The sequence below is a fragment of the Streptomyces sp. NPDC046349 genome, from assembly GCF_055587885.1.
Map to the genome: position 1 here is coordinate 277,943 of NZ_JBVJFK010000008.1, position 12,192 is coordinate 290,134.

Below are 12,192 nucleotides of genomic sequence, written 5' to 3' on the forward strand. Positions count from 1 at the left end.
CCGACCGGTGCCATAGGTAAAGAGGAAGCTCAGCTGCTTGCGCACGGAACGGATTATGGCCCGGCGTCCCGTCGCGTGCCAAGCCGATTCGGATGGTGAGACGAAGGGGCCCCGGCGTCCCCCGTTAGAATCGACAGAACAGCCCCCTCTTCCGCCGGAAGGCCGCCCCGTGCCAGAAGCACCCTCCGCCGCCCACGACAGCGCCCCGGACACGGTTCTCGTCGTCGACTTCGGCGCCCAGTACGCCCAGCTCATCGCCCGCCGCGTCCGCGAGGCACGGGTCTACAGCGAGATCGTGCCGAGCTCGATGCCCGTCGACGAGATGTTGGCCAAGAACCCGAAGGCGATCATCCTCTCCGGCGGCCCGTCCTCCGTCTACGAGGAGGGCGCCCCGCAGCTGGACCGCTCCATCTTCGAGGCCGGGATCCCCGTCTTCGGCATGTGCTACGGCTTCCAGCTGATGGCGACCACCCTCGGCGGCACCGTCGACAACACCGGCGCCCGCGAGTACGGCCGCACCCCGCTGCAGGTCTCCAGGACCGGGTCCACCCTCTTCGAGGGCACCCCGGAGAATCAGTCGGTGTGGATGTCGCACGGCGACGCCTGCTCCGCCGCCCCCGAGGGCTTCAGCGTCACCGCGTCGACGAACGTCGTGCCCGTGGCGGCCTTCGAGAACGACGAGAAGAAGCTGTACGGCGTGCAGTACCACCCCGAGGTGATGCACTCCACGCACGGCCAGCAGATCCTGGAGCACTTCCTCTACCGCGGCGCCGGCCTGGCCCCCACCTGGACCACCGGCAACATCGTCGAGGAGCAGATCGCGGCCATCCGCGCCCAGGTCGGCGACAAGCGCGCCATCTGCGGCCTGTCCGGCGGCGTGGACTCCGCGGTCGCCGCGGCCCTCGTGCAGAAGGCCATCGGCTCCCAGCTGACCTGCGTCTACGTCGACCACGGCCTGATGCGCAAGGGTGAGACCGAGCAGGTCGAGAAGGACTTCGTCGCCGCCACCGGCGTGCAGCTGAAGGTCGTCGACGCCCAGGAGCGCTTCCTGACCGCGCTCGCCGGCGTCTCCGACCCGGAGACCAAGCGGAAGATCATCGGCCGCGAGTTCATCCGCGTCTTCGAGCAGGCCCAGCTGGAGATCCTCCAGGAGGACGGCCCCGCGGTGGCCTTCCTCGTGCAGGGCACCCTGTACCCGGACGTCGTCGAGTCCGGCGGCGGCACCGGGACCGCGAACATCAAGTCGCACCACAACGTCGGCGGCCTCCCCGACGACATCGAGTTCGAGCTCGTCGAGCCGCTGCGCCAGCTGTTCAAGGACGAGGTCCGCATGGTCGGCCAGGAGCTCGGCCTGCCCGACGAGATCGTCCAGCGGCAGCCCTTCCCCGGCCCCGGCCTGGGCATCCGCATCGTCGGCGAGGTCACCAAGGAGCGCCTGGACCTGCTGCGCGAGGCCGACGCCATCGCCCGCCACGAGCTCACCGCGGCCGGCCTGGACCGCGAGATCTGGCAGTGCCCGGTCGTCCTGCTCGCGGACGTCCGCAGCGTCGGCGTCCAGGGCGACGGCCGCACCTACGGCCACCCGATCGTGCTGCGCCCCGTCTCCTCCGAGGACGCGATGACCGCGGACTGGACGCGCATGCCGTACGAGGTGCTCGCCCGGATCTCCACCCGCATCACCAACGAGGTGCCGGAGGTGAACCGTGTGGTCCTCGACTGCACGAGCAAGCCCCCGGGCACCATCGAGTGGGAGTAAGGGGCCCCGCCCCGCACGACGGCGCCGCCGCTCAGCCTGGCTGAGCGGCGGCGCCGTCGCCGTTTCGCCCTCGCGCGCCTCTGTTCTCCTCACGCGCCGGCCAGTACCTTGCGCCGACGACGGCGGAGCCGAACCGGAGGAGGGCGGGCGATGTCCGAGGAGACGGGGGCGCCGGGCACGCGGCCGCCCGGCCCGGTGCCGGTGGACCGGCTGCGCTTCGAGATGCCGCCCGAGCACACGGATCCGGCCGAGGAGCGCGCGTACCGCAAGGAGCGCCTCGCCGGAACGCTGCGGCTGTTCGCGCGCCTCGGGTACGAGGACGGGGTCGGCGGGCACGTCACCGCACGGGACCCCGAACTCGACGACTGCTACTGGGTCAACCCCTTCGGCCGCGCCTTCGCCGCCCTAGGCCCCGAGGACCTGGTGCTCGTCGACGGGGACGGACGCGTGGTGCAGGGGGAGCGGCGGGTCAACCAGCTGGCCTTCGCCGTGCACGCCGCCGTGCACCGGGCGCGCCCCGAGACGGTGGCCGTCGTCCGCGCCCAGGCCCCGTACGGCCGGGCCCTGGCCGCCCTCGGCGAACTGCTCGCCCCGATCACCCACGAGGCCTGCGCCTTCTACGAGGACCACGCGCTCCTCGACGAGTACGACGGAGCGCACGACGGCGCCCGGATCTGCCGCGCCCTCGGCCCGTACAAGGCGCTCGTCCTGCGCAACCACGGGCTGCTGACGGTCGGCGGTTCGGTGGACGCGGCCGCCTGGTGGTTCGTCGCGGCGGAACGGGCCGCGCAGGTCCAGCTGATCGCACGGGCCGCCGGGAAGCCGGTGCACATCGACCACCACAGGGCCGTCGCCACCCGCGAGCGGTTCGGCGGGGACCTCGCCGCATGGGTGAGCTACCAGCCGCTGTGGCAGACGGTCGCGGACATGGCGTCAACATCATGAACCGTTAATCACCTGCTCTGACATCGTGCGCAATCCGGAGCACTGCCGCAGTGGTGCACAATTCGCTGGCATTGCCCCGTAGTTCAGAGAGGCGGCACGTACGTGGCTGTCCAAGAGATGTCCCGCGGCACCCATACCACTGCCTGCGCCTGCGAAGAGTGCGCACGGGAAGGCCACCGCCGAGCGGTGGCCGCGTTCCTGGAGAAGCGCGACGAGTTCGCCGCCGGACAGGGCGTTCCGGCCGCCGTCGCCCACTCCCTCGGCGCCTCCCGCCAGTGGGTCTCCGACGAGCTGACCCTGTCCGCCCGCACCGTCGCCGACCGGGGCCGGGAAGCCGGGAACTCCTGGCTGTACGTGTTCTCGCGGCGGGCCGTCCTCGCCGTGTGGATCGCCGCCGGCGTCCTGCTGCTGATCCAGGTCGCCGCCGCGCTCGGCACCGGCTGGTCCACGGCCCGCACCGCCGGCCTGCTCGCCGCCCTGATGCTGGCCGGGCTGCTGACGGTCGCCGCCCGGGCCCAGTCGCTGCGCGGCGGACTGCTGGCCCCGCTGGTCGGCGAGGACAACCGGCTGTCCACCTCGAAGGCGGTGCCCAGCGCCTGGGTGGTGCTCACGGCGTTCGCCACGCTGCTGCCCGCACTGCGGCTGGCGGCGTCGGCCCCCGGCCCGGAACGCCGGGCGCTGTACGCGGGCCTCGCCCTGGACCGGGCGCTGCCGCTGCTGTCGGTGGTCGTGCTGACCTCCGCAGTGGCGGTGCTGGTGCGCCGCGTCGTCTCCGTCCGGATCATGAGCCAGCGGCTGCAGAAGCTGCCGGCCGACCGGCCGCGCGGAGCGGACCTGCTGACGGACGACGCGGGACGCGGCAGCTTCCCGGACGCGCAGTACGTGCTCGTCTCGACGGGCGTCCTGGCCTATGCGGCGGCCTCGCTGGCCCGCTTCCCGGACCGGCTGCCGCAGCTGCCGTGGTCGCTGGCCCTGCTGGTCGCCCTGTCGGCCACGGTGTACCTGGCGGCGAAGTACGCCGAGGGCAGCCGCCCGCTCGTGCTGTCGGTCGTACGCAGACGGGAGCCCGGGGACCTGGACGCCGCCGTCCGACCCGGGGACGACATCGAGATCCGCGGCGTGGGCTTCGTCCCGCCCGGGGCGCAGACCCCGGAGATGCTCGCCCGGCTGGTGGTGCGGATCGGGGCGGTCCATGTGCACGTACCGCTGGTCCCGGTGCCCGGCGGGTTCACCAACCCCGCCGACGCGGTGCTGACGGTGCCGGTCCCGGCGGAAGTGGAACCGGGGCGCACCGAGATCCAGGTGGTCACGGCCGCCGGAGTGGAATCCAACCGCTGCACCATCGACGTGGCCGAGTGATCGGGGTAGACATGTCGCGTGACCAGAACCGAAGCACCTCCCCGGACCGACGTACCGCGCGGGCTGCGTGACCAGGCTGCCCGGTACCACCTGCTGCCCCTGAGGCTCTTCCTCGGCGTGACCTTCGTCTACGCGGGGCTGGACAAGCTCTTCGATCCCGCCTTCCTCGCAGCCTCCGGCGAGGGCTCCATCGGCGACCTGATGCGCGGGGTGCGCGACACCTCCGCGGTCCCCGCCCTCGTGGACCTGTCCCTGGAGTCCCCCGTGGGCTTCGCGGTGTTCCTCGCCTTCGCCGAGATCCTGGTGGGCCTCGGAACCCTGGTCGGCCTGCTGTCGCGTATCGCGGCCGTCGGCGGGGCACTGATCTCGCTCAGCCTGTGGCTCACGGTGTCGTGGGCGGTGTCCCCGTACTACTACGGCAACGACCTGATCTACCTGCTGGCCTGGACCCCGCTGATCCTCGCCGGTGCTCCCTACCTGTCGCTGGACTCGGAGATCGCCTCGCGCCGGTCCCGGCGCACGGCGTAGGTGACCAGTCCCACCAGAGCGGCCAGCGACAGGCCTCCCATGGTCATCGGGACGACCGCGAACCACGGCAGGTCCGCCTCGCCGGTGCTGTCGAGCAGGTAGAGCACGCCCGCCAGCAGCAGGACCAGCCCCGCGATCAGCCGTCCCGGCTGGAACTCATGACGCCGCACGGTCCACCTCCACCTGTCCGATACCCGCACTGAGGTCCAGCTCGATCGTCCCGCCGGCCTCGGTGCCGGTGGGCGGCGCGAGCGTCGCCGTCCGCTTCTGCTGCCCGGGTCCGGCCCGCTCGATACGGCCCGCGTAGTCGCCCGGCAGCTGGATGTCGCCGAGGCGCCGGACGGTGACGTCCGCCCGGGCGGTGACCTCCCGCGGCAGGACCACCTGGAGCCGGCCCACGTCGATGGAGGCCCTGACGGTCACGCTGGTGCCCTTCGGCACGTCCAGCCGGCTCAGGTCCAGGACGGCCAGCCCCGTGCCCGCCTCGTACTCGGGCTGCACGTCGGCCACCGCAACCGGCCGCCACTCGAACTTCCCCCAGTCGGTGCCGATGTCGCGCGGCAGCGCCGCGGCGCCCGCCAGCAGACCCGAGGTGAACAGGGCCAGCACGACCGTGCCGAAGCCGGTGCGGCCCAGCAGGGAGCTGACCGCGAGGCCGAGACCGAAGACGATCAGCGCACAGGCGAGTCCGGTCTGCAGGGCCTCGCCCAGCGGGCTGCCCCTCCAGTCCGCCGCCGTCCCGGCCACCCCGGCCGACAGGGCGAGCAGGAACACCCGGCCGCCGATGCCGCCGCGCCCCCGGACCCCGGCGGCGGGCGGCCGTACGGACACGTCCGCGGCGCCCGTGCCGCCGGTGGCCGCCGGGTCGGCGGCGACGTCGGCCGGCCCCCACAGGTACCCCGTCGAACCGACGGGGCCGGTGGTGCCGTCCTTGACCAGCGGGTCCCGCCACCACGAGGGGGAACCGGGAGCGGGCGGAGCCTTCGTCTCCGGCGGGGCGGCCGGGGTGTGCGCGGCGCGGGGCGCGGCCCCGCCCCACGGGGCGGGCGCCTCCGCCTCGGGGGCGACGGCCTGCCGTCGCCGCTGCGACCAGTACGAGGCACCGCCGAGCGCCAGCACCACCAGCCCCGAGAACAGCGCCAGCGCGCCGTTGTCCAGCATCGACAGGAACAGCGCACAGCCCACCAGGGCCGTGAACACCGCCGCCAGGGTCGCGCCCTCGACCCGGCCCGTCAGCAGCTTCTTCGCCTCGCTGTCCTCATCACCCTCCTGCGGGAGCAGCAGCCACGCGAAGCCGTAGAAGATGAGGCCGACCCCGCCGGTGACCGCGAGGACACCGAGGACGATCCGGAAGACCACCGGGTCCAGGTCGAAGTACCGGCCCAGACCGCCGCACACGCCCGCGAGGACCTTGTCGCGCTTGCTGCGGCGCAGGGGCGGCCGGGTCTCGGCCGCCAGGGGTGTCCCGGCGCCGGTCGGCGGGGCGTCGTGTACTTCGGTCATGCGTCCATGGTGACGGTCGGCGAGGGCCCCCGGAATCCGGTCCTACCCTGGCGCAACCCTGAGATCTCCCCGGCAGAACTGGGGGGATGCCCTGATGCCCGGCCGCGGCCCGCCGTGTGACCCTTGGTGACATGCCCGTAGCCGCCGCCTCCCGCCCGCCGCACGCCCCGGACGCCGACGACCCGCCGCAGCGCAAGCTCTACCGCAGCGCCGACGGCCGGATGCTCGGCGGTGTCGCGCGCGGTCTGGCCGGGCACCTCGGGCTGCCCGTGGGCTGGGTCCGGCTCGCCTTCCTCCTGCTGTTCATGTGGGGCGACGGGCTGGGCGTACTGCTCTACGCCGCGTTCTGGGTGTTCGTACCGCTGGGCGTCGGCGGGCGCGCCGGGCACCGCTCCTTCTTCGAGGCCCTCCCCGACGGCACCCGCCGCCTGCGCAAACCCGACCGCGGGCAGATCACGGCACTGATCGCCCTGGTCATCGGCGCGGGCATCTTCATCTCCAAGGTCCAGCTGGGCGGCGAGTCCGGGCGCTACGTGTGGCCGACGCTGCTGGTCGGGGCCGGGGTGGTCCTGGTGTGGCGGCAGGCCGACAACGCCCGCCGGGCCCACTGGAGCACCGCCGCCGGCCGGCACGGGCGGCTCTTCCAGGCCGCCCGCGCCCTCGCCGGCGTCGCCCTGGTCGGCGTGGGCCTCACCGTCTTCATCGTCGTACGGGGCTCCGCCGCGCAGCTCGGCAACGTCCTGACCGCCACCCTCGCCGTGCTCGTCGGCGTCGCCCTGCTCGCCGGACCCTGGCTGATCCGGATGACGCAGGACCTCTCCGAGGAGCGGCTCATGCGCATCCGCGCCCAGGAGCGCGCCGAGGTCGCCGCCCACGTCCACGACTCGGTGCTGCACACCCTCACCCTGATCCAGCGCAACGCGGAGGACGTGGGCGAAGTGCGTCGGCTCGCCCGCGCCCAGGAGCGCGAGCTGCGCAACTGGCTCTACAAGCCCGAGGGCACCGGCAAGGAAGAGGCCGAGGAACCGGCCACCCTGGCCGAGGCCGTCAAGAAGACCGCCGCCGAGGTGGAGGACCACCACGGCGTGCCCATCGAGGTCGTCGTCGTCGGCGACTGCCCGCTCGACGAGAAGCTGGGCGCCCAGATCCAGGCCGCGCGCGAGGCGATGGTCAACGCCGCCAAGTACGGTGGCGAGGGCGGGCCGGTACAGGTGTACGCCGAGGTCGAGGGGCAGACGGTGTTCGTGTCCGTACGGGACCGGGGACCGGGCTTCGACGTCGACGCGGTACCCGAAGACCGCATGGGCGTACGAGAATCGATCATCGGCCGGATGCAGCGCAACGGCGGGACCGCACGACTGCGGTCCGCGCCCGACGGCGGCACGGAAGTCGAGCTGGAGATGGAGAGGGCGGCGAACGCGGCATGACCGAGGCCGGAGAGAACGCAGGCACGGGGGAGACCAGGCGCGTCCGGGTGGTGCTCGTCGACGACCACAGGATGTTCCGCACAGGAGTGCAGGCCGAGATCGGCGAGACCGACCGGACCGGCGTCGAGGTCGTCGGCGAGGCCGCCGACGTCGACCAGGCCGTCACCGTCATCACCGCCACCCGGCCCGAGGTGGTCCTCCTCGACGTGCACCTGCCCGGTGGCGGTGGCGTCGAGGTGCTGCGGCGCTGCGCCCCGCTGATGGGGGCCGCCGAGAATCCGGTGCGGTTCCTGGCACTGTCGGTGTCCGACGCGGCCGAGGACGTCATCGGCGTGATCCGCGGCGGTGCGCGCGGCTACGTCACCAAGACCATCACCGGCACCGACCTGGTGGACTCGATCTTCAGGGTGCAGGACGGGGACGCGGTGTTCTCGCCGCGGCTGGCGGGTTTCGTGCTCGACGCGTTCGCCTCGACGGACGCTCCGCCGGTGGACGAGGACCTGGACCGGCTCACGCAGCGCGAGCGCGAGGTGCTGCGGCTGATCGCGCGGGGATACGCGTACAAGGAGATCGCCAAGCAGCTCTTCATCTCGGTGAAGACGGTGGAGTCACACGTCTCGGCGGTGCTGCGCAAGCTGCAGCTCTCCAACCGGCACGAGCTGACCCGCTGGGCCACGGCCCGCCGGCTCGTGTGACGGCTCACGTGCCGCTCGTGTGACGGGCCGCGTGCCGCCGGACGGCCCGCGACCTGCGATGTGACCCACACCGCAGGCCTGCTGGGCAACCGGGCTGCCGCCGGCCGCACTCTAGGCTGGCGTGATGAGCTTGACCGGTACACCCTTCTTCGTGTCGGTGATCGCGCTGACCGTGATCGCCGTCATCCTTCCCCTCGCCGTCTGGAGCAAGGTGCGCGGCCCTGCCGTCGTACGCACCCTGCTCCGTGCCCTGATGGTGATGTTCGCCCAGGTCACAGCCGTCGCCGTGGTCTTCGTCGCCGTCAACAGGGCCGAGCACTTCTACAACTCGTGGGGCGATCTGCTCGGCACCGGCAAGTACGTCACCGCGGCTCCCGACCTCGGCCCGGACGGGCTGGGCGGCAAGAAGGTCGAAGAGGCGCCGAAGGTCAAGCAGGCCTTCCAGCCCGTCGAGGGCCTCGGCGGCCGCGTCCAGAAGACCGAGCTCGACGGGAAGATCTCCGGGGTCAGGGGCGACGTGCTGGTCTGGCTGCCGCCGCAGTACGACGATCCGGCTTTCAAGGACAAGAAGTTCCCGGTCGTCGAGCTGATCCCGGGCATCCCGGGCACGGGCAAGTCCTGGTTCCAGGGGCTCAAGGCGCACGAGGTGCTGGAGCCGCTGATGAAGAGCGGCAAGGTGCAGCCGTTCATCCTCGTCTCGCCGCGCGCCATGCTCCTGGGCAACGGCGACACCGGCTGCGCCAACCTCCCCGGCAAGGTCAATGCGGACAGCTGGTTCAGCGTCGACGTCCGCAAGATGGTCGTCGACAACTTCCGGGCCTCGGACGAGGCCCGCACCTGGGGCGTCGCGGGCTACTCGGCCGGCGCCTACTGCGCCGCCAAACTGGCGATCGCCCACCCCGACCGCTACAGCGCGGCCGTCTCCCTGTCCGGCTACAACGACCCCGGACAGGAGCCCTCCTCGCTCGTCGCCCAGGACCCGCAGCTGCGCGTCTCGCACAACCTCAAGAACGTCCTCAAGGCCCAGCCGGCGCCGCCGGCGGTCTCGCTGTGGCTGTCGGGTGCCGAGCAGGACGGCTACCTGTCCGGCATGGACCTCAAGGCGCTCGCGCAGAAGCCGACCGTCGTGCACGCGGAGAAGGTCACCGGCGGCCACAACCTCGACTCGTGGTCCAAGCAGCTGCCGCAGACCTTCGGCTGGCTGAGCGGCGTGGTCAAGGCCCCCTAGTGGTGTGCCGATCGGCAGGGAGCGGCCGTCGGGGGGCGGCCGATCTCTGCCGGTCGGCCGATGTGCCCGGTACCCGCCGGCCGGGAGCCCGGTCCCGGCACGACATGGCCCACCGGCCTCACGCCGGCCGGGACCTCGAGCGGGGCGACCGGGACCTCACGCCGGGCGGGACCTCACGCCGGGCGGGAGGCGCCGGCCCAGGGCATCGAGTCGATCGGCGCCAGCCGGACCGTCGATCCCGGGCGCGGGGCGTGGATCATCTGGCCGTTGCCGACGTAGAGGCCGACGTGCGTGATCCCGGAGTAGAAGAACACCAGGTCGCCGGGGGTCAGCTGGTCGCGGGCCACCCGCCGGCCGGCGTTGATCTGGGTGTAGGTCGTGCGGGGCAGCGACACCCCGGCCGAGCGCCAGGCCGCCTGGGTCAGCCCTGAGCAGTCGAAGGAGCCTGGCCCCGTCGCGCCCCACACGTACGGCTTGCCGATCGACCCGTACGCGAAGGCCACGGCGCGGGCCGCGCGGGAGCCGTCGGCGGCCGGCGGGGGCGCGGCGGTGACCGGGCCGGAGGGCGCGGCGGCGGCGCCGGGCGCCTGGGCCTCGTAGGCGGCCCGCTCCTCGGCCGTGAGCTTGACCAGCAGGCGCTTGGCGGCGGCGAGCTTCCCCTCTGCCTCCGCCTTGTGGGCGGCGAGTTCGTCCCGCCGGGCGCGGAGGTCGGTGAGGCGGCCCGAGGCCTGCTCCCGCAGCTTCGAGACCTCGTCCAGCCTGCGGCGGACGGTGGTGATCCCGGCGGCGTTGCGGTCCCCGGCGCGGGAGAGGAAGGAGGCCTGCGCGAGGTACTCCTGCGGATCGTCCGACAGGGCGAGCTGTACGGCTGTGCCCAGCGAACCACTGCGGTACTGGGAGGCGGCGAGCGTCCCGAGCGCGCTGCGGGCGGTGTTGAGCTGGTCGGCCTTGCGGGCGGCCTCGTCGCGCAGGCCGGTCAGTGCCCTTTCGGCCTCGTCGGCCTGCTCCTTCGCCCCGTTGTACCGCTCGGTCGCAGCCTCGGCCTCCTCGTAGAGGCGGTCCACCTCCGTCTTGATCTGGGCGGGGGTGGGCCGGGGGTCGGCCTGGGAGGTGCTTTCGAAGACGGTGGCGGTGGCAGCGCCCGCGAGGGCGATGGTGGCGGCGGTCCGTACCGGGCCGCCGGAGAGCGAGCGCTGCCTGGGCTTTCGATGACTGGCCACGCGGGCCTCACGTCCTTCCTCTGCCGGTGCTTGGAGGAGGACGCTAGACCCGGAGGTCACGGGCGGATGACGGGATGATCGCAAGTGCCCCGATGCGATCGGAGCTGGCCGCACAGGACCGGAGTGGATCGCTCCGGTGTGGGTCAGTGCCAGAGAAGGGCGATGAAGATGTTGATCACGGTCAGTCCTCCGACCGCGCCGAACAGCGCCTTGTCCACCTGCTCCTCGTCGCGCTTGACGTAGACCAGCGCGAGGATCACGAAGAGGAGGGCCAGCTTCACGCCGACCTTGATGTTGTTGACGGGCGTGCCGTCCATCTCGTTGAAGCCGACGAGGAGCACGCCGGTGACGAGCATGGTGAGCGCGCCGTGCAGCATGGCGGGCGTGAAGCGGGCGGTGCCCGCGCTCATCGCCTTCATCTGGGTCAGGAAGCCGCCGAGGAGTGCGGCGATCCCGATGATGTGCAGGCCGACGAAGACACTGATGAGTACGTCCATGGCAGTCGAGCGTACGGGGGCGGACGCTCAGCCGAAGAAGCGGGTCAGCTCGTCGACGACGGCCTGCGGCCGCTCCTCCGGGAGGTAGTGGCCGCTGCCGTCGACGCGTACCACCCGGGTGTCCGTGCCGAGGGCCGGGACGGCGGCGACCAGCGGCTCGTAATTGCTGTACTCGCCGCCGAGCGCGAGCAGCGGGGTGCCCACGGGTGCGTATCCGGCGAGGTCTGCGATGTCCTGGCCGAAGGCGCGGTACCAGGCGTTTCCGGCCCGGATCGCGTCCGGGGAGTCGTAGGCGCGGGCGTAGACGGCGCGGGAGCGGGCGTCGACGGCCGCGGGGTCGTGGGCCGCGTTGTCGAACAGCCAGTCCAGCAGGAGGCGGTAGCGGCCGGCGAGCAGCTGCTCGGGCAGGCCCTCCACCTGGTTGAAGGCGAACCACCACAGGTGCCGGCCGTCGGGCCGGGGCAGCAGCGGCATCCGGGCCCAGTGCCCGTCGGGGTGCGAGACGTCGAGAAGGGCGACCCGGCCGGTGGCCCCGGGGTGGTTGGCGGCGTGGGCGTAGGCGACCATCGCGCCGATGTCGTGGCCGGCGAAGTGGGCCCGCTCGACGGAGAGGTGGCCGAGGAGGGCGTGGACGTCCGCGGCCATCGTCTTCTTGTCGTAGCCGGCGGCGGGCTTGGCCGAACCGCCCATGCCGCGCAGGTCCACGGCGATCACCCGGTGGCGGCGGGCCAGCTCCGGCAGCACCTTGTGCCACTGCCACCAGGTCTGCGGCCAGCCGCCGAGGAGGACGAGGGGGTCGCCGCTGCCGCCTTCGACGTAGTGCAGACGCGTGCCGTTGACCTCGGCGTGGTGGCTGGTGAAACCGCCGTCGAGGGACGCGGCGAGGGAGGCGTCGTCGAGCAGGGCGTCGTCGAGGCGGGCGGGGTCGGTGGGGGCGTCGCCGAGGCGGGCGTCGTGTGTGAGGGCTTCGCGGGGCATGGGGGTCCTCTCGCAGGGCGCGGTCGCGGGGCAGGGCACGGCGGCCGCCACCGATG

Annotated in this window: 12 protein-coding genes; 7 read left to right on the forward strand and 5 right to left on the reverse strand. The window is 72.8% G+C overall.

The features are described from left to right. The first annotated feature begins 169 nt into the window (after positions 1-169). From guaA to ACZ6JS_RS20795, 4 genes are all read left to right on the forward strand, one after another. Positions 170-1,756, forward strand: a complete 1,587-nt coding sequence (gene guaA / locus ACZ6JS_RS20780; protein WP_469299735.1) for a glutamine-hydrolyzing GMP synthase — start codon at positions 170-172, stop codon at positions 1,754-1,756. A gap of 150 nt (positions 1,757-1,906) precedes the next feature. Next, a complete protein-coding gene (locus ACZ6JS_RS20785) occupies positions 1,907-2,701 on the forward strand; it encodes a class II aldolase/adducin family protein (RefSeq protein ID WP_469299737.1) in 795 nt (264 codons plus the stop codon). Between the two features lie 102 nt (positions 2,702-2,803). After that, on the forward strand, positions 2,804-4,060 hold the full coding sequence (locus ACZ6JS_RS20790; RefSeq protein ID WP_469299738.1) for a hypothetical protein: 1,257 nt from the start codon (positions 2,804-2,806) through the stop codon (positions 4,058-4,060). Between the two features lie 18 nt (positions 4,061-4,078). Then, the gene (locus ACZ6JS_RS20795) at positions 4,079-4,588 is read left to right on the forward strand and encodes a DoxX family protein (RefSeq protein ID WP_469299740.1); all 510 of its coding nucleotides are present in this window, start codon (positions 4,079-4,081) and stop codon (positions 4,586-4,588) included. On the opposite strand, the gene ACZ6JS_RS20800 is transcribed toward ACZ6JS_RS20795, so the two are convergent. Both ACZ6JS_RS20800 and ACZ6JS_RS20805 read right to left on the reverse strand, forming a co-directional pair. Further along, the gene (locus ACZ6JS_RS20800; protein ID WP_469299742.1) at positions 4,534-4,758 is read right to left on the reverse strand and encodes a hypothetical protein; all 225 of its coding nucleotides are present in this window, start codon (positions 4,756-4,758) and stop codon (positions 4,534-4,536) included. The two genes, ACZ6JS_RS20795 and ACZ6JS_RS20800, sit on opposite strands and share 55 nt — an antisense overlap. Continuing rightward, complete coding sequence (locus ACZ6JS_RS20805; RefSeq protein WP_469299743.1) at positions 4,745-6,091, reverse strand: PspC domain-containing protein; 1,347 nt, start codon at positions 6,089-6,091, stop codon at positions 4,745-4,747. The genes ACZ6JS_RS20800 and ACZ6JS_RS20805 overlap by 14 nt, the downstream gene beginning before the upstream one ends. A 131-nt stretch (positions 6,092-6,222) precedes the next feature. Here ACZ6JS_RS20805 and ACZ6JS_RS20810 point away from each other — a divergent pair, with 131 nt between their 5' ends. From ACZ6JS_RS20810 to ACZ6JS_RS20820, 3 genes are all read left to right on the forward strand, one after another. Continuing rightward, positions 6,223-7,518: a PspC domain-containing protein gene (locus ACZ6JS_RS20810; RefSeq protein WP_469299745.1), complete on the forward strand. Its 1,296-nt coding sequence runs from the start codon at positions 6,223-6,225 to the stop codon at positions 7,516-7,518. Then, entirely contained in the window at positions 7,515-8,213 is a 699-nt protein-coding gene (locus ACZ6JS_RS20815; RefSeq protein WP_469299747.1) for a LuxR C-terminal-related transcriptional regulator, read from the forward strand. The genes ACZ6JS_RS20810 and ACZ6JS_RS20815 overlap by 4 nt, the downstream gene beginning before the upstream one ends. A 124-nt stretch (positions 8,214-8,337) precedes the next feature. Further along, positions 8,338-9,441, forward strand: coding sequence for an alpha/beta hydrolase (locus ACZ6JS_RS20820; protein ID WP_469299749.1), 1,104 nt, complete (start codon positions 8,338-8,340; stop codon positions 9,439-9,441). A 173-nt stretch (positions 9,442-9,614) separates the two neighbouring features. On the opposite strand, the gene ACZ6JS_RS20825 is transcribed toward ACZ6JS_RS20820, so the two are convergent. From ACZ6JS_RS20825 to ACZ6JS_RS20835, 3 genes are all read right to left on the reverse strand, one after another. Further along, complete coding sequence (locus ACZ6JS_RS20825; RefSeq protein ID WP_469299750.1) at positions 9,615-10,661, reverse strand: C40 family peptidase; 1,047 nt, start codon at positions 10,659-10,661, stop codon at positions 9,615-9,617. Positions 10,662-10,804: 143 nt separating this feature from the next. Next, positions 10,805-11,158 carry a hypothetical protein gene (locus ACZ6JS_RS20830; protein ID WP_136229734.1) on the reverse strand — a complete coding sequence of 118 codons (354 nt, stop codon included), beginning with the start codon at positions 11,156-11,158 and terminating at the stop codon, positions 10,805-10,807. 27 nt (positions 11,159-11,185) lie between these two features. Next, a complete protein-coding gene (locus ACZ6JS_RS20835) occupies positions 11,186-12,136 on the reverse strand; it encodes an alpha/beta fold hydrolase (protein WP_469299753.1) in 951 nt (316 codons plus the stop codon). Between the last annotated feature and the right edge of the window lie 56 nt (positions 12,137-12,192).